This window comes from Streptomyces sp. NPDC044061 (genome assembly GCF_056434305.1).
Genome location: NZ_JBWKFL010000012.1, coordinates 26,380 through 48,540 on the forward strand (window position 1 = coordinate 26,380; position 22,161 = coordinate 48,540).

General features: G+C 72.0%; 20 protein-coding genes and 2 pseudogenes. 14 read left to right on the forward strand and 8 right to left on the reverse strand.

The genetic code is table 11. The features are described from left to right. The first annotated feature begins 227 nt into the window (after window positions 1-227). Window positions 228-2,954, forward strand: coding sequence for a DNA polymerase I (gene polA / locus AC07CM_RS20410; RefSeq protein ID WP_478877820.1), 2,727 nt, complete (start codon window positions 228-230; stop codon window positions 2,952-2,954). Window positions 2,955-3,049: 95 nt separating this feature from the next. On the opposite strand, the gene AC07CM_RS20415 is transcribed toward polA, so the two are convergent. Next, the gene (locus AC07CM_RS20415) at window positions 3,050-3,205 is read right to left on the reverse strand and encodes a hypothetical protein (RefSeq protein WP_478877821.1); all 156 of its coding nucleotides are present in this window, start codon (window positions 3,203-3,205) and stop codon (window positions 3,050-3,052) included. Between the two features lie 193 nt (window positions 3,206-3,398). Between AC07CM_RS20415 and AC07CM_RS20420 the strand changes: the two genes are divergently transcribed. Further along, window positions 3,399-3,797, forward strand: a complete 399-nt coding sequence (locus tag AC07CM_RS20420; protein ID WP_478877822.1) for a hypothetical protein — start codon at window positions 3,399-3,401, stop codon at window positions 3,795-3,797. Here AC07CM_RS20420 and AC07CM_RS20425 read toward each other — a convergent pair. Next, window positions 3,715-4,572, reverse strand: coding sequence for a DUF4184 family protein (locus AC07CM_RS20425; protein ID WP_478877823.1), 858 nt, complete (start codon window positions 4,570-4,572; stop codon window positions 3,715-3,717). The two genes, AC07CM_RS20420 and AC07CM_RS20425, sit on opposite strands and share 83 nt — an antisense overlap. Window positions 4,573-4,888: 316 nt before the next feature. On the opposite strand from AC07CM_RS20425, the gene AC07CM_RS20430 reads away from it, so the two are divergent. The 3 genes from AC07CM_RS20430 to pgfA all read left to right on the forward strand — a co-directional run bounded on the left by AC07CM_RS20430 (window position 4,889) and on the right by pgfA (window position 7,904). After that, window positions 4,889-6,589, forward strand: a complete 1,701-nt coding sequence (locus AC07CM_RS20430) for a lytic transglycosylase domain-containing protein (protein WP_478877824.1) — start codon at window positions 4,889-4,891, stop codon at window positions 6,587-6,589. A 160-nt stretch (window positions 6,590-6,749) separates the two neighbouring features. Then, the gene (locus tag AC07CM_RS20435) at window positions 6,750-6,884 is read left to right on the forward strand and encodes an SPW_0924 family protein (RefSeq protein ID WP_478877825.1); all 135 of its coding nucleotides are present in this window, start codon (window positions 6,750-6,752) and stop codon (window positions 6,882-6,884) included. A 27-nt stretch (window positions 6,885-6,911) separates the two neighbouring features. Then, window positions 6,912-7,904, forward strand: a complete 993-nt coding sequence (gene pgfA / locus AC07CM_RS20440; protein ID WP_478877826.1) for a cell envelope lipid trafficking protein PgfA — start codon at window positions 6,912-6,914, stop codon at window positions 7,902-7,904. On the opposite strand, the gene hrpB is transcribed toward pgfA, so the two are convergent. Both hrpB and AC07CM_RS20450 read right to left on the reverse strand, forming a co-directional pair. Then, on the reverse strand, window positions 7,894-10,419 hold the full coding sequence (hrpB, locus tag AC07CM_RS20445) for an ATP-dependent helicase HrpB (RefSeq protein ID WP_478877827.1): 2,526 nt from the start codon (window positions 10,417-10,419) through the stop codon (window positions 7,894-7,896). The two genes, pgfA and hrpB, sit on opposite strands and share 11 nt — an antisense overlap. A gap of 94 nt (window positions 10,420-10,513) precedes the next feature. Further along, window positions 10,514-11,383: a class I SAM-dependent methyltransferase gene (locus AC07CM_RS20450; protein ID WP_478878060.1), complete on the reverse strand. Its 870-nt coding sequence runs from the start codon at window positions 11,381-11,383 to the stop codon at window positions 10,514-10,516. A gap of 334 nt (window positions 11,384-11,717) precedes the next feature. Between AC07CM_RS20450 and rpsA the strand changes: the two genes are divergently transcribed. Beyond that, window positions 11,718-13,208: a 30S ribosomal protein S1 gene (gene rpsA, locus AC07CM_RS20455; protein WP_067042841.1), complete on the forward strand. Its 1,491-nt coding sequence runs from the start codon at window positions 11,718-11,720 to the stop codon at window positions 13,206-13,208. A 160-nt stretch (window positions 13,209-13,368) separates the two neighbouring features. Here rpsA and AC07CM_RS20460 read toward each other — a convergent pair. Beyond that, window positions 13,369-14,329 (reverse strand): annotated as a pseudogene (locus tag AC07CM_RS20460) (right-handed parallel beta-helix repeat-containing protein). Window positions 14,330-14,532: 203 nt separating this feature from the next. Between AC07CM_RS20460 and AC07CM_RS20465 the strand changes: the two are divergent. From AC07CM_RS20465 to AC07CM_RS20475, 3 genes are all read left to right on the forward strand, one after another. Next, window positions 14,533-15,471 carry a PAC2 family protein gene (locus AC07CM_RS20465; protein WP_478877828.1) on the forward strand — a complete coding sequence of 313 codons (939 nt, stop codon included), beginning with the start codon at window positions 14,533-14,535 and terminating at the stop codon, window positions 15,469-15,471. Between the two features lie 131 nt (window positions 15,472-15,602). Further along, entirely contained in the window at window positions 15,603-16,250 is a 648-nt protein-coding gene (coaE, locus tag AC07CM_RS20470) for a dephospho-CoA kinase (RefSeq protein WP_478877829.1), read from the forward strand. A 49-nt stretch (window positions 16,251-16,299) separates the two neighbouring features. Continuing rightward, a complete protein-coding gene (locus AC07CM_RS20475) occupies window positions 16,300-16,680 on the forward strand; it encodes a tetratricopeptide repeat protein (protein ID WP_478877830.1) in 381 nt (126 codons plus the stop codon). Between the two features lie 24 nt (window positions 16,681-16,704). On the opposite strand, the gene AC07CM_RS20480 is transcribed toward AC07CM_RS20475, so the two are convergent. Further along, entirely contained in the window at window positions 16,705-17,001 is a 297-nt protein-coding gene (locus AC07CM_RS20480; protein WP_478877831.1) for a DUF6343 family protein, read from the reverse strand. Window positions 17,002-17,078: 77 nt separating this feature from the next. On the opposite strand from AC07CM_RS20480, the gene AC07CM_RS20485 reads away from it, so the two are divergent. From AC07CM_RS20485 to AC07CM_RS20495, 3 genes are all read left to right on the forward strand, one after another. Next, window positions 17,079-17,990 carry an acyltransferase domain-containing protein gene (locus AC07CM_RS20485; protein WP_478877832.1) on the forward strand — a complete coding sequence of 304 codons (912 nt, stop codon included), beginning with the start codon at window positions 17,079-17,081 and terminating at the stop codon, window positions 17,988-17,990. A gap of 62 nt (window positions 17,991-18,052) precedes the next feature. After that, window positions 18,053-18,745: a class I SAM-dependent methyltransferase gene (locus tag AC07CM_RS20490; RefSeq protein WP_478877833.1), complete on the forward strand. Its 693-nt coding sequence runs from the start codon at window positions 18,053-18,055 to the stop codon at window positions 18,743-18,745. A 101-nt stretch (window positions 18,746-18,846) separates the two neighbouring features. Further along, window positions 18,847-19,284 carry a DoxX family protein gene (locus tag AC07CM_RS20495; protein ID WP_478877834.1) on the forward strand — a complete coding sequence of 146 codons (438 nt, stop codon included), beginning with the start codon at window positions 18,847-18,849 and terminating at the stop codon, window positions 19,282-19,284. 172 nt (window positions 19,285-19,456) lie between these two features. Here the strand turns inward: AC07CM_RS20495 and AC07CM_RS20500 are convergent, their stop codons facing one another. After that, window positions 19,457-20,059 (reverse strand): RNA-binding S4 domain-containing protein, encoded by a 603-nt coding sequence (locus AC07CM_RS20500; protein WP_478877835.1) that lies wholly within the window; start codon window positions 20,057-20,059, stop codon window positions 19,457-19,459. Between the two features lie 421 nt (window positions 20,060-20,480). On the opposite strand from AC07CM_RS20500, the gene AC07CM_RS20505 reads away from it, so the two are divergent. After that, window positions 20,481-21,176 (forward strand): uracil-DNA glycosylase, encoded by a 696-nt coding sequence (locus AC07CM_RS20505; protein WP_478877836.1) that lies wholly within the window; start codon window positions 20,481-20,483, stop codon window positions 21,174-21,176. A 7-nt stretch (window positions 21,177-21,183) separates the two neighbouring features. Here the strand turns inward: AC07CM_RS20505 and AC07CM_RS20510 are convergent. Further along, a pseudogene (locus AC07CM_RS20510) lies at window positions 21,184-21,390 on the reverse strand (FCD domain-containing protein); the annotation flags it as partial. Window positions 21,391-21,415: 25 nt separating this feature from the next. On the opposite strand from AC07CM_RS20510, the gene AC07CM_RS20515 reads away from it, so the two are divergent. After that, entirely contained in the window at window positions 21,416-22,144 is a 729-nt protein-coding gene (locus AC07CM_RS20515; RefSeq protein WP_478877837.1) for an aspartate/glutamate racemase family protein, read from the forward strand. The last annotated feature ends 17 nt before the right edge of the window (window positions 22,145-22,161 follow it).

The following is a 22,161-nucleotide window of genomic DNA, read 5'->3' on the forward strand; positions in this document are numbered from 1 at the left end:
AGTACGGTCCCGATCCTCCCACGTGCCACCGACGGGCATGGGTGCCGGGCTTGCCCGAGACCGGGATCAGCGCGGGATCAGTGCTTGCGCGGGCTCGGCGGTCGATCCGCGGAGTCGGGGCCCGGGCAGTGAAGGCCGTCACATCCGCCCGTTGCCCGTGACCCGGGAGCTGCCGGCCGAGCCCGTGCCGGGACCGACTGTCAGTGCGGCGTGGCAGGATCGGGGGCGTGGCAGAGACAGCATCGAAGAAGACCGACAAGACCCCCGGCGGCACCCGTCCGCGGCTGATGCTCATGGACGGGCACTCGCTGGCCTACCGCGCGTTCTTCGCGCTGCCCGCGGAGAACTTCACGACCGCGACGGGCCAGCCGACGAACGCGATCTACGGCTTCGCGTCGATGCTGGCCAACACCCTGCGTGACGAGGCGCCCACGCACTTCGCGGTGGCCTTCGACGTCTCCCGCAAGACCTGGCGCTCCGAGCAGTTCACCGAGTACAAGGCGAACCGCTCCAAGACCCCGGACGAGTTCAAGGGCCAGGTCGAGCTGATCGGCGAGCTGCTCGACGCGATGCAGGCCCAGCGCTTCGCCGTCGAGGGCTTCGAGGCGGACGACGTCATCGCCACCCTCGCCACCCAGGCCGAGGCCGAGGGCTTCGAGGTGCTGATCGTCACCGGCGACCGCGACTCCTTCCAGCTGGTCACCGAGCACACGACGGTGCTGTACCCGACGAAGGGCGTCTCGGAGCTGACCCGCTTCACCCCGGAGAAGGTTTTCGAGAAGTACGGGTTGACGCCCACCCAGTACCCGGACTTCGCGGCCCTGCGTGGCGACCCCTCCGACAACCTTCCCGGCATCCCCGGCGTCGGCGAGAAGACCGCGGCGAAGTGGATCAACCAGTTCGGCTCGTTCGCGGAGCTGGTCGAGCGCGTCGAGGAGGTCAAGGGCAAGGCCGGGCAGAACCTCCGCGACCACCTGGAGGCCGTCAAGCTCAACCGCGTTCTGACCGAGCTCGAGCGCGAGGTCGAGCTGCCGAGGACGGTCACCGACCTGGAGCGGGCCCCGTACGACCGCAAGGCCGTCGCGATGATCCTGGACACCCTGGAGATCCGCAACCCGTCCCTGCGCGAGCGCCTGTTCGCCGTCGACCCGGGCGCCGAGGAGGCCGAGGTCACCCCGGTCGCGGCGGACGGTGTGGAACTGGACGGCAAGATCCTCGGCACCGGGGAGCTGGCCCCCTGGCTGACCGAGCACGGCACCGAGACCCTGGGCGTCGCGACGGTCGGCACCTGGGCACTGGGCGCCGGCTCCGTCGCCGAGGTCGCGCTCGCCGCCGGCGGGGGAGCGGCCGCCTGGTTCGATCCCTCCGAGCTGGACGAGGCCGACGAGAACGCGTTCGCCGCCTGGCTGGCCGAGGCCGGCCGTCCCAAGGTGTTCCACAACGTCAAGGGCGCCATGCGTGTCTTCGCCGAGCACGGCTGGAGCGTGGAGGGCGTGCGCATGGACACCGCCCTCGCCGCCTACCTGGTCAAGCCGGGCCGCCGCTCCTTCGACCTGGACGCGCTGTCCCTGGAGTACCTGCACCGCGAGCTGGCCCCCGCCGCCGCGGCCGACGGCCAGCTGGCCTTCGGCGCGGACGACGGCGCCGAGGCCGACGCCCTGATGGTCCAGGCCCGTGCCGTCCTGGACCTCGGCGAGGCCTTCGAGGCCCGCCTTCAGGAGGTCGGCGCCGCCGACCTCCTGCGGGACATGGAGCTGCCCACCTCGGCCCTGCTCGCCCGCATGGAGCGCAACGGCATTGCGGCCGACCGCGCGCACCTCGAGGCGATGGAGCAGACGTTCGCGGGCGCCGTGCAGCAGGCCGTGAAGGAGGCCCACGCGGCCGCCGGCCACGAGTTCAACCTGGGCTCGCCCAAGCAGCTCCAGGAGGTCCTCTTCGGCGAGCTGGCCCTGCCCAGGACCAAGAAGACAAAGACCGGCTACACCACCGACGCCGACGCCCTGGCCTGGCTCGCCACCCAGACCGACAACGAGCTGCCGGTGATCATGCTCCGCCACCGCGAGCAGGCGAAGCTGCGCGTCACGGTCGAGGGCCTGATCAAGACCGTTGCCGGCGACGGCCGTATCCACACGACCTTCAACCAGACGGTGGCCGCGACCGGCCGGCTCTCCTCGACAGACCCGAACCTGCAGAACATCCCGGTCCGCACCGACGAGGGCCGGGCGATCCGCCGCGGCTTCGTGGTCGGCGAGGGCTTCGAGTCCCTGATGACCGCCGACTACAGCCAGATCGAGCTGCGCGTGATGGCCCACCTCTCCGAGGACGAGGGCCTGATCGAGGCGTTCACCTCCGGGGAGGACCTGCACACCACGGTCGCCTCCCAGGTCTTCTCGGTTGAGCGGGACGCGGTGGACGCGGAGATGCGCCGCAAGATCAAGGCGATGTCGTACGGCCTGGCCTACGGTCTGTCCGCCTTCGGTCTGTCCCAGCAGCTGAACATCGAGGCGGCCGAGGCCCGTGCCCTGATGGACACCTACTTCGAGCGCTTCGGCGGCGTACGGGACTATCTGCGCCGCGCGGTCGACGAGGCGCGGGCGACGGGCTACACGGCGACGCTCTTCGGGCGCCGCCGGTACCTGCCGGACCTCAACAGCGACAACCGCCAGCGCCGAGAAGCGGCCGAGCGGATGGCCCTGAACGCGCCGATCCAGGGCACGGCGGCCGACATCGTCAAGATCGCCATGCTCAAGGTCGACCGGGCCCTGCGCGAGGCGGGCCTCACGTCCCGCATGCTCCTGCAGGTCCACGACGAAATCGTCCTGGAGATCGCCCCCGGCGAGCGCAGGGCCACCGAGGAGATCGTCCGCCGGGAAATGGCGCACGCGGTCGACCTGAGGGCCCCGCTCGACGTCTCGGTGGGCGTGGGCCCTGACTGGGAGTCGGCGGCCCACTAGCCCCCACCTCCGCCTCACAGGGGGCGTTGGCCAGCAGCCACTGGTCAACGCCCCTGCCGTTTTCCGGCGAAGAAACGTCTCCGCCGCGACGACGATCAGTACGGGTTCTTCTCGAACAGCGGCAGCAGAATCTTGTCCGCCACAACGGTGAACCACCCCCCGCCGCATCCCGGCGGTGCCAGACCAACCGCACCCCCGACGCCCGCCGCGCACGGCTCCACATCGCATCCCGGCGACAAGAACTTCTCCACCCATCGGCGCTGACTCCCCACGAGCCCCCGGCGGTGCCGAACACCGCGCAACCCCACGGCTCACCCCACCCCGCAAGGCACACGGCTGCCCCGGCAACCCCACCCGCATCCCCGGCCGACCCCGGGAGGGCCTTTCACTCACGTGGCCCCCGTCAAAACGCCCCCCGAGCCTCCCAGCCGCAACACTGCGGGCATGGGTATACGCACGCTTCACCGCCGGCCGGCCGAAGGCACCCCGCCCCGGGCGGACACCGCCTCGGCCCAGGCCGCGCCCGCCTCGCCGGTCCCGGCTTTCGCGGTCGACGCAAGCACCGCCCGCATCCCCGCCGACCTGTCCGCGACCGTGCGCAACGCCGTGGCGGACCTGTGGCGCCGTCCGGCCACCGGCACACGCCGCACCTCCGAATGGCGAGCCCGGTACGACCTGGCCCGCGGCTACCTCGCGCTCCTGCTCGCGCTGATGCCGAGGGCCCGCCCCCGGCGCACCCTCACCGTCTTCGTGACCCCGGTCAGCGAGCCGCCGAGCGGTCCCGGTCCGCACCGACCGTCCCGTCGGCACCCCTCGCAGCGCGGGCCGGGCGCCATGCCCTGACCCCGGCCGCGTACACCAGCACCCCGAGGACCAGCCCGGCGCCCGCGCCGAAGCACAGCGTGGGCACCAGGGACCAGAGATCCGCGGCCGTACCCCCGTCCTCCCAGTACCGCGTCGTCCGCTGTCCCGCCCCCGCCAGGGTCCAGCCACCGATCACGGCACCGGCCCACCAGCGGTCCCGTCCGGACAGCGCGGGCACCCCCTGGGGCTCACCGCCCGGCGCCCGCCGTAGCGCACGTAGCAGGAACACGGCGATCATCACGGCCGCCGGCGCGGACGTGCCGTACTGCAGCCAGGTGTAGACAGGCCTGCCGGCCAGGTCCCGCCCGATGGCCGGAATCAGCCGTGACCCCCACCGGTCGTGATGCGTGAACGCGTCCCACACGACATGTGTCAGCGCGCCGAGCACCGCGGAGACGTACCACCACAGCAGCGAAACGGCCCGCACGCGCGCGCGGGGCGCACCGCAGCGCAGCAGGGCGGCCGGTCGGCCCTGCAGGCGCCGGGGCAGCAGTGCCACCAGCGGCTCCCGGACGAGCAGCCACAGCGCGACCAGCGTCCAGCAGATGAGCACGTCCACGCCGGCCACACCGGCGAAGGAGTGCGTGACCGCCCCGAACTCCATGCCGCCCGGCAGGATGCTCGCGGCGTAGTAGGGCATGTCCGGGGCGAAGGAGCCCGCGACGAGCACCGAGGTCACCAGCCGGCCCCGGCCGCCGCCGTCGCGACGCACGGCGGGCAGCACCGCCGCCGCGTGGCTGAGCGTGAACGGCAACTGGGCCCCCTGGACGGTCGACGGAGGTGGCACCGGAACCGGTGATCACGTCGGTCCAGTATGCGTGAGTGCCGTCCGGGGCCGTCCACGCCAACGGGAGTTGGCCAACCGGTGAAAATCGGGCACGAACGGGTGCCCGCGTCAAGCAAGTTGTCGTAGGGTCACCTGGGTCGCCGTGCGGAACACAAGGTCGAACACACGTCGCACGGATGGAAAGGCGGAACAGGGGCAACCACAGCACCGGGTCAACCGTCACACCAGAGCGAGGCAGTCGGACGGAGACGGACGCACAAGCGTCCACGGGAGGGTTCACTCTATGGCGGCGCACATCGGCAGGCGGCTGCGCAAGGGAGCGGCGACCACCGCCGTGGCCGCGGCAGCGGTCGCGGCTCTGTCCGCGTCCCAGGCTCCGGGAGCGACCGGCGAGGACCACGGCAGACAGGCCGCGGCCGGCGCCACCACCCCCGCACCGGACGTGGCCGCCGACGGCAACGCCACCGGCAACTCGCCGTACTACACGGACCTGCCGCCCCTCAACAGCCCCAACCCCAGCCCGTCGCCCACCGTCGGCACGCCCGTCTCCCGGGGTGAAGCTGAGGCGGGTATCCCCGCGACGGTCCTCGACGCCTACAAGAAGGCCGAGGCCGAGCTGCGCTCCTCCAAGCCCGGCTGCAACATGCCGTGGCAACTCCTGGCCGCCATCGGCAAGGTGGAGTCGGGCCAGGCCCGCGGCGGCCGGGTCGACGCAGGCGGCACCACGCTGGGCCGGATCCTCGGCCCGCAGCTCGACGGCAACGGCTTCGCGCTCATCAAGGACACCGACCACGGCGAGTACGACGGCAACAGCTCCTACGACCAGGCCGTCGGCCCGATGCAGTTCATCCCGTCCACCTGGGCCTGGGCCGGCCGGGACGGCAACGACGACGGCAAGGCGGACCCCAACAACGTCTACGACGCCGCGCTCGCCGCGGGCCACTACCTGTGCCGCAACGACTGGGACATGTCCACCGACACCGGCCTGCACAGCGCGATCCTCAGCTACAACAACTCGCAGGACTACCTGAACCTGGTCCTGAACTGGCTGCAGTACTACCGCAAGGGCACCCACTCCGTCCCGGACGGCACCGGCACCGTGCCCTCGCACCGCAGCGACAACGACACCCGGCACACCGGCACCCACAAGCCCTCCGACCCGCCGAAGACCAAGCCGGACAAGCCCGGCGGCGGCAACGAGACCCCTGATCCCAAGCCGCCGAAGCCGCCGGTCCCGCCGACGGCTCCCACCCCCTCCGACACCGTGGACCACCTGGAGGACGTGGGCACCGGAAAGCTCACCGCCATGGCCGGTGACGCGTTCGGCAAGCGGATCGGCACCCGCGCCGAGACCAAGGCCGGGATGTCGGTCGGCAAGGTCAGGATCCGCTTCACCATCACCGGTGACACCGACGCCACGTTCGCCGGCGGCGAGACCGTGGCCGCGGTCGCCACCGACGCCAAGGGCGTGGCACTCGCGCCGGCGCTCCAGGCGGGCGAGAAGACCGGTGACTTCAAGATCACCACCGCCGTCGTCGGCCACAAGGTCAAGGGCGTCGACTACACGGCCACCGTCACCGAGCGCGCCGCCGACACCCTCGCCCGCACCAGCGACACCCCGCTGACCTGCACCCCGGGTGGCGAGTTCGCCGACCAGGTGCAGGTGAAGGCGACGTACAAGGGTGCCGTCGCGGACAAGGTCGCGGCCACCGCCACGCTGATCAAGGCGGCCGACGACACCACCGAGAACGACAAGGGCCCCTACTTCAAGGACGCCGACGGCAAGACCGTACGCACCCTCACCGGCCTGCAGACGGACGGCAAGGGCCTGCTCACGTTGCCGAAGCTGTACGCGGACGACACCACGGGCACCTTCCTGCTCCGCATCACCACCGCCGGCGGCGCGACCCTCACCGTCGAACTCAAGGTCGCCGCGGCCGACACCTCGGCCGGCCCGTCGCCGAGCCCGTCCGCGACCTCCTGACGGCACACACGACACGGACGGCAGCAGGGCGCTCCCTCCGCTTCGGCGGGGAGGGCGCCCTTGTCCGTGTGCTACGTGTTCTCATCTCGCTCGCGCATTGCTACGGTGCGGCATCTGACGGCCCATCAGGAACCCGTCGCCGTCCGCCGGGAGGCCCCGCATGCGCGCTCTGATCGCCGCCGCGACCGGCCTCGCCCTCGCGCTCGCCCTCGTCCTGGCGATGACCGCCATGGGCACGCCGACGGGCCGGACGTCCCCCAAGCCGCTGCTGACGACGGTGCCCGCGCACCCGTAGCAGCGCCCGTCCGGGAGGGAGGCCGGAATGCGCCGCACGGCAAGCCTGGTCCTGCTCGCCTGCGCCGTGTTCTGCGCGGCGCTGTCCCCGATGCTGCGCTGGTACGCCTTCCCGCGCCTGGCCAGGATCCCCGCGAACCAGTACCAGGACATGGTCCTGGAGGCCAGGGACGCCACCCTCCTCGACTACGGCACCATGCGTGCGAAGAAGGTCCCGAAGGTCACCATCGTCCAGACCCTGAAGGGCGACGTGGAGGCCGCCGAGAAGATCGAGAGGACCGGGGGCAGGCGCGTCGTCGTCTGGGACGGCCTGTCCTACGTCCAGGGCCCCGACGGCAAGATGGTCTCCCGGATCCCCGAGCGCTACATCTTCGACGCCCACAGCCAGGACCCCGTCCACGCCACCGGCGAGATGGTCGACGGCGACCCGGTCAAGCGGGACGGCATCGAGTTCAAGTGGCCCTTCCTCACGCAGCAGCGCGACTACGAGTACTTCGACGCGCAGACCCGCACCACCAGTCCCATCCACTACAGGGGCACCCGGACCTTCCGAGGCCTGACGGTCTACTACTTCGAGCAGACCGTCCCCTGGACCAAGGTCCCCATGCCGAAGACGATGCCCGTCCAGGGCATCACCCCCGAGTCGGTCGCCAAGACGGGCACCACCCGCTGGTACACGACCGTCCGGAAGTTCTGGGTCGAACCCGTCACCGGAGCCCCCGTCTACGGCGAGGAGATCCACAAGGAGGAACTGCGCGGCGGCACCCTGCTCGGCGATCGCGCCAAGGTCACGGCGTTCGCCGGGCACGTGAAGATGCGCGAGGACTACATCGAGTACACGGTCGCCCTGGTCAAGCACAACCGCACCCTCGTCCTGCTGCTCACCTCGTACCTGCCTCGGGGATTCCTCAGCCTCGGCCTGCTGCTCCTCGCTCTCTCCCTCTACCTGGAGGCACGCGCCCGCCGCCCGGAGGACCCGGCGCCCGCGGAGAGCACCGAACCCGAACCGGTCAGCGCCTGAGCCGGGCGTTGGTGTGCCGGGTGGGCTCGGCCGTCGCCGGGTCCTCGGGCCACGGATGCTTCGGATAGCGCCCCCGCAGCTCCGCGCGCACACCCTTGTAGCCGTCCCTCCAGAAGGAGGCGAGATCGGCCGTGACGGCGGCGGGCCGCCCGGCGGGGGAGAGCAGGTGCACGAGCAGCGGGACCCCCGCCACGGCCGGTGTCTCCCGCAGCCCGAACATCTCCTGCAGCTTGACCGCGAGGACGGGCCGCTCCGGGTCCCCGTAGTCGATCCGGATCCTGGACCCACTGGGTACGGCGATCCGTTCGGGCGCCAGCTCGTCCAGCCGGACGGCGTCCCCGCTCGCCCAGGGCAGCAGCCGCTCCAGCGCCTGCCCGGCGCCGATCCGGCCGAGGTCGGCCCGCCGCCGGGCCCGGCCCAGCTCCGGCTCCAGCCACTCGTCCACGCGCGCGTGCAGCGCCTCGTCCGACACGTCCGGCCACGGCTCCCCGAGGTGCGCACGCAGAAACGCCAGCCGCTGCCGCAGCACCTCCGCCTCCGGCGACCAGCGCAGCAGCCCGAGCCCCTCCTGCCGTAGCCCTTCGAGCAGGGCGCCGCGTACGAGCGCGGGGTCGGCGTCCCGGAGCGACCGCACGGTCAGCTCGATCGCCCCGAGCCGCTCCACGCGCCGTGCCACGACGTCCCCGTCGGCCCAGTGCACCTCGTCCCGCTCCTCCAGGAGCACCCCGGCCGCGGCCCGCGCCACGTCCTCCTGCACGGCGGCCCCGAGCCGCACGCGCGCGTGCCCCTTCCCGCCGGGCCGATCGGCGACGGCGACGACGATCCAGGGAGCGCCGCGCAGCGCCGACCCGTCGTGCAGCTCGGCCCGTGTCCCCGAGGCCATGAGATACGACCCACCGTCGAGCCTGGCCACCCGCTCCGGGAAGGCGAGAGCAGTGACGAGACCGGCGAGCCGGTCGTCATCGGTACGCCGCCCGGCCTCGACGTCCGCCGGCAACCGAGGGTCATGCGTGGGCGGATGGGAGAACTTCTCCGAGACGGCCCGCAGCCGCCGGACCTCGCTCCGCCATCGCTGTCCATAGGCGTCGCCCCCGCGCCGTGCCTGTCGCAGAGCACCGGCCAGATCGTCCCCGTACTCCCGCGGCACCTCCTCGGACAGCAGAGCGACGACCGAGGCACCCTCGCCGAAGGTGTCCAGCAGGGCCCGGCCCAGCCGAGGGTGCACCCCCAGCCGCCCGAGCCGCACACCGAGCTCCGTGGCCCGCCCGACACAGTCCACCGCTCCCACCGCTGTCAGCGCCGAGCGCGCGGCCGCCATCGCCCCGCCCGGCGGTGGATCGAGCAACGCCAGCCCGGAGGCGTCCGGATCGCCCCAGCAGGCCGTCTGAAGGGCGAACGCGGTCAGGTCGGCCACCTTGATCTCCGGCGCCGGAAAAGCCGGCAGCCGGACGTCCTCGGCCTCCGTCCAGCACCGGTACACCGTGCCCGGCGCCTCACGCCCGGCGCGCCCCGCCCGCTGCCGCCCCGCCGCCCGCGACGCCCGTACCGTCGTCAGCCCGCTCAACCCGCGCGCGTGGTCCACCCGCGGCTCCCGCGCCAGCCCCGAGTCGACCACCACCCGTACCCCGGGCACCGTCAGCGACGACTCCGCCAACGACGTCGCCAGTACCACCCGGCGCCGCTCCCCGGGAGCCAGTACGGCGTCCTGCACGGCGGCCGGCGCCCGCCCGTGCACCTGGAGCACGTCCACGGCGCCCAGGTCCCCCAGCTGTCCGGCCACGCGCCCGATCTCGCCTACACCCGGCAGGAAGCACAAGACGTCCCCCGCACGCTCGGCCAGCGCCCGCCGCACCACCGACGCCACGTGTGCCGGCAGCGCCCGATCGACCCGCATGCCGTGCGGCGGCCGTACCGGACGAGCGGGCGGCGCCCAGACCACGTCCACGGGATGCGAGACCCCCTCGGCCTCGACCACCGGAGCGCCGCCGAGCAGCCGCGCCCAGCCCTCCGCGTCCGTGGTCGCCGAGGCGGCCACCAGCCGCAGCTCCGGCCGCAGCGTCTGCCGTACGTCCCACAGGAACGCGGCCACCGTGTCGGCGTCCAGATGCCGCTCGTGGCACTCGTCGAGCACCGCCACGTCGACGCCCGCCAACTCCTGATCGCGTTGCAGCCGCTGCAGCAGCACCCCGGTCGTCACGACCTCCACGCGCGTGTGCCGCCCCACCACGCGCTCGCCGCGCACCGTGTAGCCGACGCTCTCGCCGGTCTTCTCGCCCAGCAGCCACGCCATCCGCCGGGCCGCCGCCCGCGCCGCGATCCGCCGCGGCTCGGCCACCACGACCCGCCGCGCGGGACCATCGCCGACCAGGCCCGCCAGCACCAGCGGCACCAGCGTCGTCTTGCCGGTACCGGGCGGCGCCACGAGCACGGCGGTGCCGTCCCCGGCCAGGGCGTCGCTCAGGGCGGGCAGGGCGGCACGGACGGGCAGCGCGTCCAGGGCGTCGTAACGGATCACGCCCCCAGTGTCGTACGACGGGAAAAGCGCCCCTCACGCGCGCGTGCGCCTGCGGATCTCCGCGCACGCGCGCGCGGAGACGAACAGAGGGCGTTCAGTCCCGCTCGCAGACGAAGATGGCCGTCCCGGGGATCAGGTTCCCGCGCAGGGGCGACCAGCCGCCCCACTCCGAGGTGTTCCAGGCCGGCCACTCCGGCTCCACCAGGTCCAGGAGACGGAAACCCGAGGTTGCGACGTCGCGGACCCGGTCACCGAGCGTCCTGTGGTGCTCGACGTACACCGCGCGGCCGTGCTCGTCCTGCTCCACGTAGGGCGTGCGGTCGAAGTAGGACGACGACACCGACAGGCCCTCGGGGCCGGGCTCGTCCGGGAACGCCCAGCGGATCGGGTGCGTCACCGAGAAGACGAACCGGCCGCCCGGCCGCAGCACCCGGCGCACCTCGCGCAGCACCAGCCGCGGATCGGCCACGAACGGCAGCGCCCCGTACGCGGAGCACGCCAGGTCGAAGGAGCCGTCCGCGAAGGGCAGCGCGCCGGCGTCGGCACAGATCAGGGGAAACGATCCGCCGATGCGCAGGGCGTGCTGGAGCTGGCGGTGTGAGAGGTCCAGCGCCACCGGGCGGGCCCCCTGGGCGGCCAGCCAGCGCGCGCACTGCGCCGCGCCCGCGCCGATCTCCAGGACGTCCTTGCCCTTCAGGTCCTCGGGCGCTCCGAGCAGCTCGGCCTCCACCTCGTCCAGCCCCTCCGGGCCCCACACGAAGCGGTCGTCGCCGAGGAACGTGCCGTGGTCGACCTGGTACTCGTCGGCGTTGCGGTCCCACCAGCCCCGGTTGGCGCGGGCGCTCTCCGCGACCCCTGCGTCACGTCGGGTGGCTTCCGGCTCGAACCCCTCGGGGTCGAGCGGTTCCGGCTCTTGGATGATCGGCTCCCTCGTCGTACTCTTCCGTCCAACCCGCCGGGCGATGGCGTGTCGCGGAAGGGCTCCCGTTCGGCGTGTCCGGCCTCGTGGGACGTTTCTTGTGCCGGAAATGCGGCGATCCGCCCCGGGTGTGCGCCTTCGCGCATTGACCCTGTCCGGCTGCCCCCGTATGCTACAAGTTGCGCTGCGGGCCTGCGCACCTCAGACGTAGCAGGCTGCGCTCGCATCTGTTGTATGTCCCCTCGGTTGTCGAGGCGCCACCGGGCACCCGGTGCTCAAAGTGGCGCTTCCTTGGCTGTCCGGCTTCTGCAGAGCGAAACGGGCTCCCGGCGTAAGCAGTGCCTACGACTTCAATGTCCGTACCGGAGCCCTTTCCCACATGACGAGCAGCACCGAGACCACCGCCACCACCCCGCAGGTAGCGGTCAACGACATCGGTAACGAGGAAGCATTCCTCGCAGCGATCGACGAGACGATCAAGTACTTCAACGACGGCGACATCGTCGACGGCGTCATCGTGAAGGTCGACCGGGACGAGGTCCTACTCGACATCGGTTACAAGACCGAAGGTGTCATCCCGAGCCGCGAGCTCTCGATCAAGCACGACGTCGACCCGAACGAGGTCGTTGCCGTCGGCGACGAGATCGAGGCCCTGGTCCTCCAGAAGGAGGACAAGGAAGGCCGCCTGATCCTCTCGAAGAAGCGCGCCCAGTACGAGCGTGCCTGGGGCACCATCGAGAAGATCAAGGAAGAGGACGGCATCGTCACCGGTACCGTCATCGAGGTCGTCAAGGGTGGTCTCATCCTCGACATCGGCCTCCGTGGCTTCCTCCCGGCCTCCCTGGTCGAGATGCGCCGCGTCCGCGACCTCCAGCCGTACGTCGGCAAGGAGCTCGAGGCCAAGATCATCGAGCTGGACAAGAACCGCAACAACGTGGTCCTGTCCCGCCGCGCCTGGCTCGAGCAGACCCAGTCCGAGGTCCGCCAGACGTTCCTCACGACCCTCCAGAAGGGTCAGGTCCGCTCCGGCGTCGTCTCCTCGATCGTCAACTTCGGTGCCTTCGTGGACCTGGGTGGCGTCGACGGTCTGGTCCACGTCTCCGAGCTGTCCTGGAAGCACATCGACCACCCCTCCGAGGTTGTCGAGGTCGGCCAGGAGGTCACCGTCGAGGTTCTCGACGTCGACATGGACCGCGAGCGCGTCTCCCTGTCGCTGAAGGCGACCCAGGAAGACCCGTGGCAGCAGTTCGCCCGCACCCACCAGATCGGCCAGGTCGTGCCCGGTAAGGTCACGAAGCTGGTTCCGTTCGGTGCGTTCGTCCGCGTGGACGAGGGCATCGAGGGTCTGGTCCACATCTCCGAGCTGGCCGAGCGCCACGTGGAGATCCCGGAGCAGGTCGTCCAGGTCAACGACGAGATCTTCGTCAAGGTCATCGACATCGACCTCGAGCGTCGCCGCATCAGCCTCTCGCTGAAGCAGGCCAACGAGTCCTTCGGTGCCGACCCGGCCTCGGTCGAGTTCGACCCGACCCTGTACGGCATGGCCGCGTCCTACGACGACCAGGGCAACTACATCTACCCCGAGGGCTTCGACCCCGAGACCAACGACTGGCTCGAGGGCTACGAGAAGCAGCGCGAGGAGTGGGAGCGCCAGTACGCCGAGGCGCAGCAGCGCTTCGAGCAGCACCAGCAGCAGGTCATCAAGTCCCGCGAGGCCGACGCTGCCGCTGCCGCCGAGGGTGGCGAGGCCGCCGCTCCGGCCGCGACCGGCGGTTCGTACTCCTCCGAGGGTGCGGACACCTCCGGCGCGCTGGCCTCGGACGAGGCGCTTGCCGCGCTGCGCGAGAAGCTGGCCGGCGGCCAGAGCTGATCGCTAGCCGCTGGGCTTAGCCGATAGCCCTGAGGGGCCGTACCTTTCGAGGTGCGGCCCCTCATGCGTGCACGGGGGCTTTGGACCCTCCTCCTGGCGCGGGCCGGTTGGGGGCCCGCCGCGCGGTTCCCCCGCCTCCAGGGGGTCGTCGGGTCCTCTTTCAAGAAGTGACCGGGATGTTCGTCAGGCCCGTGCCGCCCGTCACCGTGTTGCTGGTGTAGACCGTCGTCCTGCAGGCGGCGCTGTAGTTGGTGACGTCGACCGCGAGCCGCGTGGAGCCGGTCGCACCCGTCAATGTCGACTTGTTGCCCCTGAACACCGTGCCGCAGCCCCATCCGGACTGTTGGGTGTGGGTCTGGTAGCCGTCGTTGCTGGTGTTCCTGCCGGTGTTGTCCTGGACGAGGACGTCGTTGCCCTTCACGTCGACCCAGGAGTCGTCGTAGTTGGCGCCCGTCAGCCCACCGCCGTCGAAGCTGTTGCCGACGATCTGCGCCCCCGTCGTGCCCTCCTTGATGTCGACGTTCTCGCCGCCCACGCCGGGGCCGATCGTGTTGTCCAGGATCTGAATGCGGTCGCTCCTGTCGGACAGCGTGCTCGCGGTCCCCACGTACACGCCCTCGCCCATGCCGCTGCCGTCGTTCCCGGTGTCGTAGATCCTCGAGTTCCTGATCACTCCGTCCGCGCTGGAGTTGCGGAAGTGCACTCCTTCCATGGCGAGCCCGTGCACCGTGACGCCGTCCACCACGACACCCTTGGCCGCGTCGATTCACGATGCCCTTCTGGCCGCCGGTCACGGTCAGCCCGCTGACCGTCCAGTAGGACGCGCCGTTCAGGTGCAGGCCGTAGCCGCCGCTCGCGGTGAGGACGGCTTTCGGCGAGCCCGTGACGGTGATGCGGGCCGTGGCGGTGGCCCGCGCGGTCGCCTTGAAGTTGCCGGTGTACGTGCCGTCCGCCAGGTGGATCGTGTCGCCCGGCTTCGCGCCGCCCAGTGCGGTCTTGAGCTGTGCGGCGGTGCTCACCTCGATGGTCGTGGCCGCGTCGGACGGGCCCGCGGTGAGGAGCAGACCGCCGGTGGCGGTGGTCGCGGTGAGCAGGGAGGCGAGCAGCGTGTGCATGCGCATGGGGGGTTCCTTCCTGTCGTGCGGTCGCTGATCTCATACATGAACGACGAACGTGAATGTGAACTCCGGTCTTCGTGAAGGTACGGACCAGTTGACGGAGCGTCAAGGTGCGCGGCGCGAGGTGCCTGATCAGCGGCCTGGCACGGGAATGCCCACGCCCCAGGGTGCGTTGTGGATGAGGAACACGAGGAGGAGCGGTCACAGTGCTTGATCCGCAGGGTTTGTACGCATGGGAGCCGAAGGGCCTGGCAGTCGTCGACATGGCGCTCGCCCAGGAGTCGGCCGGCCTTGTCATGCTCTACCACTTCGACGGATACATCGACGCGGGGGAGACCGGCGACCAGATCGTCGAACGGCTCCTCGACTCACTGCCCCACCAGCTCGTCGCTCGCTTCGACCACGACCGGCTCGTGGACTACCGGGCCCGCCGCCCGCTGCTGACCTTCAAGCGGGACCGCTGGACCGAATACGAGGTGCCCTCCATCGAGGTCCGCCTCGTCCAGGACGCCACCGGCGCACCTTTCCTGCTGCTGTCCGGGCCCGAACCGGACGTGGAGTGGGAGCGGTTCGCGGCGGCCGTACGGCAGATCGTGGAGCGGCTCGGCGTCCGCCTGTCCGTGAACTTCCACGGCATCCCCATGGGCGTCCCGCACACCCGCCCCGTCGGACTCACCCCGCACGGCAACCGCACCGACCTCGTTCCGGGCCACCGCAGCCCCTTCGAGGAGGCCCAGGTGCCGGGCAGCGCCGAGTCGTTGCTGGAGTACCGCCTCATGGAGGCCGGACACGAGGTACTGGGTGTCGCCGCACACGTCCCGCACTACATCGCCCGCTCCCCGTACCCGGACGCGGCGCTGACCGTCCTGGAGGCCGTCACGGCGGCCACCGGACTGGTCCTGCCGGGTGTCGCGCACTCCCTGCGAACGGACGCGCACCGCACGCAGACCGAGATCGACCGGCAGATCCAGGAGGGCGACGAGGAACTGACCTCGCTCGTCCAGGGCCTCGAGCACCAGTACGACGCCGCCGCGGGCGCCGAGACCCGCGGCAACATGCTCGCCGACCCGGTCGACATTCCGTCCGCCGACGAGATCGGCCGGGAGTTCGAGCGGTTCCTCGCGGAGCGGGAGGGCGACAACTAGGGCCTCGCTTTCGGATCTTGCCGGGGTCGCGGGGCCTGCCACGCGCACCTGCCGCGTTGTCGTAGGACGCCGATGCTTCGGGTCGGCGCCGGGTGATGGTCCTGTCGGTGGCAGGGCCTAAGCTTCGGCACATGCTGAAAGTGGGCCTGACCGGCGGCATCGGCGCCGGCAAGAGCGAGGTGTCACGGCTGCTCGTGGAGCACGGAGCCGTGCTGATCGACGCCGACCGCATCGCACGCGAGGTCGTGGCGCCCGGAACGCCGGGGCTCGCGGCCGTGGTGGAGGCCTTCGGCCCGGACGTCCTCGCCGCCGACGGCAGCCTGGACCGGCCCAGGCTCGGCTCCATCGTCTTCGCCGACCCCGAGAAGCTGAGCGCCCTCAACTCGATCGTGCATCCACTGGTCGGGGTCCGCTCCCGCGAACTGGAGAGCGCCGCGGCCGACGACGCCGTCGTGATCCACGACGTGCCGCTCCTCACGGAGAACGGCCTGGCACCGCTGTACGACCTGGTGATCGTCGTCGACGCCGGCCCCGAGACCCAGCTCGACCGGCTGGTGCGGCTGCGCGGGATGACCGAGGACGACGCGCGCGCCCGCATGGCCGCCCAGGCGACCCGTGAGCAGCGCCGGGAGATCGCGGACATCGTGATCGACAACGACGTGCCCCTGGACGCCCTGCGCAAGCGCGTGGCGGAGATCTGGGACGACCTCGTGCGCCGCGCCCGCGAGCCCCGGGCGGCGTCCGCGGACGGGCGACCGGGCGAGGCGGGCGCGGAATAGCGGTCCCTCTCCGGGCGTTGAACCGCTCCAGTGAGGGAAGGACTTTGCCGTGCCCGAGACCAGCGGTTCCACCGGACGTACTCCGGAGACGCATGTCATCGACTTCCGCGCGGCCGAGCAACTGCTCAACGCGCAAGATCCGCGGGGCGCGGTGAAGCTGCTCGACGGAGTCATCGCCGCACACCCCGAGAACACCGCTGCCCGGCTGCTGCGCGCACGTGCCTTCTTCGCGGCCGCACAACTGCGGCCCGCCGAACTGGAGTTCACCATCGTGCTCGAGCGCGAACCGGACAACGCGTTCGCGCACTTCGCGCTCGCCCGCACCTATGAACGCCAGGGCCGCCCCGACCAGGCCAAGCGCCACTTCCGGCTCGCCGCCGCGCTCGACCCCAACCCGCGGTATCTCAAGGCTGCCCGCTTCGACTCCTGACCGCCCACCGGCCGCGAGCCGCGGTCACGGGTGGCGGTGCCGGGGCGGCCCGGGGTAGGGAGGACCGCTATCCGGCGGCCGGTACGGCGGCACGTCCCGGCCCGGCTGGTAATGCGGGCCCTGGCGCATGTGCCTGAGGATCATAGCCATGTCCACGGTGACCACCAGCCACAACACCCCGCAGGCGGCCGCCCAGCCCGGACGCCCCACCAGTGCGAACGCCGCCGTACCGAAGATCGCCCAGACCAGGCCCCACACGCTCAGCCAGAACCGCGCCCGCAGTGCACTGCGCGCGGTCGCCGGCTCACTGCCCGTACGCATCGGATCACCACTCCTCCTTGCAACGTACTCTTCGTCGGGAACGTTCAGCAACGACGTTCGTCGAAGGGGGACGCACCGTGCTTCCGGACGCCGACGACCTGCCCGAACTGCTCCTCGACCTGGCCGTGCCGCACGAGGACATCAACGAACTGGTCGCACTGCGCCGCACGGTGACCGGTGATCCCGGCACACGCCGGCTCCTCGAGGAGTGCGTCGAGGAGCTGCTCCGGGACCCGGGCGACACGGGCCGCACGCCCGAGCTCGACGACCTGCTCGCGGCCGCTCCTCCCACACTCCACGGCACCCTCGCCGTCTACGTCTTCGTCGCCGCGGTCCCGCACACCCTCGCCCACCACCGCGCTCGCGGCATACCGGCCGAGACCTCCCGGCGCACCCTGGCCGACCTGGGCCGGCACATGGCGGTGCACCGCAGACGGCACGGCAGGACCGGAGTGCAGTCGCCGCGCTGGCTCGCCCACCACTTCCGCGGGGAGCTGTACCACCTGGGACGGCTCCAGTTCGAGCGGGCGCGGCTCGGGCGGCGCACCGCGTCGGCGATCGCGGCGGCCGGCCTGTCCGCGGCACCCGGAACACCCTGTCTGAACCTGCACATCCCCGACTTCCACGGCCCGCTGACCCCGTCCGCCTGCGACCGCTCCCTGACGCTCGCCCGGGAGTTCTTCGCCCTGTGCTTCCCCGAGGAGCCCGCCGAGGCCGTGGTGTGCCACTCCTGGCTGCTCGACCCACAGTTGAAGCGCCATCTCCCGGCCCGGTCCAACATCGTCCGCTTCCAGGAACGCTTCCGCACCGCCCACGAGGACACCGAACCGGCCGACACCGAGCCCGTCCAGTTCGTCTTCGGCGACCCGGACCTGCCGGTCGCGCAGCTGCCCCGGCGCACATCCGTGGAACGGGCCGTCGGTGACCACCTGCGAGCGGGCGGGCACTGGTACGTCGGGCATGGATGGTTCCCGCTCCGAGAGGAATGACTCGAACGAGTGAACCGCACGTCGGCGGGAACGGACGTACGGCGGCTGTCCGTTGTTCGGGCATGACGGTCGAAATGCGTGAGGGATACGAGGGAACAGGACCTGGAGCGATCACCCCCGACGGCTGCGCGGTCGAGTTGTACAGGCGGCTGCCGGTGGGTGACGAGCCGGACGTCGTCGCCGGAGCCGTGCCGGCGGGCGCGCACATTCTCGAACTGGGCAGCGGGGTGGGCCGGGTGACCCATCCCCTGCTGGAACGCGGCTTCACCGTCACGGCGGTGGACGAGTCCGCCGAGATGCTCACCCATGTCCGCGGGGCACGCACGGTATGCGGCCCGATCGAGAAACTGGACCTGAGCGAGAAGTTCGACGTGGTGATGCTCGCGTCGTTCCTCGTGCACACCGGTGACGTGGAGGTCCGCCGGGGCCTGCTGCGCACCTGCGCCCGGCACGTGGCCGAGGGCGGCTGCGTGCTCATCCAGCGGGAGGGCCCGGACTACCACACGAAAGTACCGAGGGAGCGGGTCGACCCGGGCGGCTTCACCCTGCGCATCGTGTCGGCGGAGCCGGCCGGCGAGGGGGTGAACTCGGTACGCGCCGAGTACCTGTTCCCCGACGCCGTCTGGACTCAGACGTTTCTGGCGCGACCCCTGTCCGACGAGCAGTTCGAGGAGGCGCTGGCGGAGGCGGGACTGGAGGTGGACGCCCTTCTGACCCCGGACGGGACATGGGTGAGAGCGGTACGGGCGGCATAGGGGCGACGGAAACTCGGGTCGGGGCTGAGCGATGAGTTCTCGGATCGGGACCGGTCTACATCGGTGACAGCAACCGGGACCGCTTCACCCAGGAGACCCCCATGTCCGAGACCACCGCCGCCTCCGGCGCTTCCGCGACCACCCGTGGTCGCCTCGCCCGGATCGCCCTGCGCACGGTGCAGGTGCTGCTCGCCCTCTTCTACGGGATCGCGAGCGCACTGCCGAAGCTGATCGCACACCCGTCGGCCGTCGAGTCCTTCGACAGGATCGGCTGGGGCAGCGTGGGCATGTACACCATCGGCGCGCTCGAACTGGCAGGCGCGGTGGCGCTGTTGGTGCCGGTCCTGCAGTCCGTGGCGGCGACGGCGTTGAGCGCGCTCATGGTGGGCGCCTTCATCGTCCAGCTCACCGTCTTCGACGGCCAGTACGCGGCGACCCCGCTGATCCTGATCGTGCCGCTCGCCCTGATCGCCTGGGCCCGGCGCGAACAGAACGCGGACCTGCTGCGACTGCTGCGACAGGCGGGCCGTCGAGCGTGACCCGCGAGGGACACCGATGACGCCGACCGGGGGCGGGGGCCCGGCCGGCGTCACCGGATCAGGGGTTCTCCGACGCCGACGCTCGGCCCTGCGGGCCCGCAGGGTGTCATTGCGAGGAACGCCCCCGTCGTGCCGAGCCCGCTCGGGGAGCGAGAACCCGGATGCGACCGGCTCAGCGCCCCCGCGGGCGGCCGCTGGAGCCGTCGCTCCCACCGGCGGCGCCGAGTCCGCCGGGGCCCCCGAGTCCGCCAAGGCCGCGGAGTCGTTCCAGTTCGCGGCGGTCGCGTTTGGTGGGGCGGCCGGTGCCGCGGTCGCGGAGACCGGCGGGCGCCACGGCCTCGCGCGGCGGCGGAGGAGGGGAGTTGTCGATGTAGCACTGGGCGGCCACCGGGGCGCCGACACGCTTGCGGATCAGGCGCTTGACGATCACGATCCGTTCCCGGCCCTCCTGCCGCAGGCGCACCTCGTCGCCCACGCGCACCGAGTAGGCGGGCTTCACCCGCTCGCCGTTGACGTGGACGTGGCCGCCACGGCACGCGGTGGCGCCCAGGGAGCGGGTCTTGATCAGGCGCACGGCCCAGATCCAGCTGTCGATCCGCACCGTCTCGCCCTTGCCGGGCCCGGCGGCCTCGGCGGCGGCCACAGCGGCGGCGACCTTGGGGTCGAGCGGCTGCGCGTCGGCGGCTCCGGGCCCCTCGGCATCCTGGGCGGGGGTTGCTTCGCCCGGCCCGCCGGTGTCACGGTGCACGTTCTCGTCCGCATCCTCGGAAGCCATGTCCCGACCTTAACCCGCCGGGCCGGGCCAGCCGGAGACGTTTTCCGGGGGGGCTTGGCCGGAGAGGGCACCAGTACACCGAGCATCCGTGACGCGGGTCGGCCCGCGCCCCGGCCGGCAGGCGCCCCCACCCGGCCCGCAAGCTCATTCGGCCCGTGCCCCGCTGCTCGTGCCCCCACGGGTTCGTGCTTCCGCTCGGCATTCGAGCCCACTCGGCTCACGATCGCACCCGGCCCCGCCCCCCTGGCCGACGACCGCACCCGGCCCCCGACGCCCCTTGGCCCACGACCGCGGATGGCCCGCAACCCCGCCCGGACCGGGTCGGCCCACGACCGCGCCCGGACCGGGCCTCCACCCATCCCGATTACAGGTCCCCAGGCCACTCCAGGGTGCCCGGCCGAGGCGGGCATACGGTGGCGGTATGGACGACAGCAGCGGGCTCGCTCGGCTTGACCGGCGTGTCGCGGGGTGCCGGGCCTGCCCCCGGCTGGTCGAGTGGCGTGAGGAGGTGGCCCGGACCAAGCGGGCCGCGTTCGCCGACTGGACGTACTGGGGGCGGCCGGTGCCCGGGTTCGGCCCGGCCGACGCCCGCCTCGTGATCGTCGGCTTGGCCCCCGCCGCGCACGGCGGCAACCGCACGGGCCGTATGTTCACCGGCGACCGTTCGGGAGACGTGCTCTACCAGGCCCTGTACGACGTGGGGCTCGCCTCGCAGCCCACCTCCGTGCGCGCCGACGACGGCCTGGAGCTGTACGGCGTCCGTGTCACCGCGCCCGTGCACTGCGCCCCGCCCGCGAACAAGCCCACGCCCGCCGAGCGAGACACCTGCCGCCCCTGGCTGGTGCAGGAGCTGAAGCAGCTGCGCCCGACGCTCAGGGCCGCCGTGGTGCTCGGCGCCTTCGGCTGGCAGGCGGCGCTGCCCGCGTTCGCCGAGGCAGGCTGGGCCGTGCCCCGCCCTCGCCCCGCCTTCGCCCACGGCACCCGGGTCGCCCTAGGTGGCCTGGACGTCTTCGGCTGCTTCCACGTCAGCCAGCGCAACACCTTCACCGGCCGGCTCACCCCCGAGATGCTGCGCGAGGTACTGCGCACGGCGGCCGACGCGGCCGGGCTGCCGTAGCCGGCGCTCAGCCCGCCTCGTCGGCGTCCGTGCCGAACAGGTGCCGTACCGTCGAGCGGTAGTTGGCGCGGACGTGGTCCAGCGCGTGGGCGCGGGCGCGGTCCGGGTCGCCGGAGGCGATGGCCTCGTACAACTCCCGATGTTCGCCGAGGAGCAGGGGCCACTCCTCGTTCTGCCGGGTGAGCCAGCGCAGCCGGCCGTCGACCGGTTCCATGGGCCGGGGCGGAGGTCTGACGGACGTGCGGATCGTCGTCACCAACTGCAACACCACGCAGGAGATGACCGAGGAGATCGTCCGAGGTGCCCGGGCCGCCGCAGGCCCGGGCACCACCGTGACCGGGCTGACCCCCGCGTGGGGCCCCGAGTCGGCCGAGGGCTGGCTCGACAGCTATCTGTCGGCCGCGGCCGTCCTCGACGCGCTGCGCACCTACGAGGGCCCGCCGTACGAAGCGGTCGTGCTGGCCGGGTTCGGGGAGCACGGCCGGGAGGGCGTACGGGAGCTGGTGGACGTGCCCGTCGTGGACATCACCGAGGCCGCGGCCCACCTCGCCTGCCTCCTGGGGCGGCGCTACGGCGTCGTCACCACCCTCGACCGCTCCCGCGGCCAGATCGAGGACAGCCTGGAAACCGCCGGCGTGGCCCGCAACTGTGCCGCCGTGATCGGCACGGGCCTGGGCGTCCTCGACCTCGCCGAGGACCCCGCCCGCACCGAGGCCGCATTCCTGGCGGCGGCCGAACGGGCCCGCGAGGCCGGAGCCGAGGTCCTGGTGCTGGGCTGTGCCGGAATGACGGGACTCCAGCGGGCGGTGGGGGAGAAGCTGGGGCTTCCGGTGGTCGACGGGGTCGGGGCGGCGGTGAAGCTGGCCGAGTCGCTGGTGTCCCTCGGGCTGACCACGAGCCGGGCGGGCGGCTACGGGAAGCCGCTGCCGAAGCTGCGGATGTGGGGGCGGGGGCGGCCGGCAGGCTGACGGCCCGCATCTCCCAA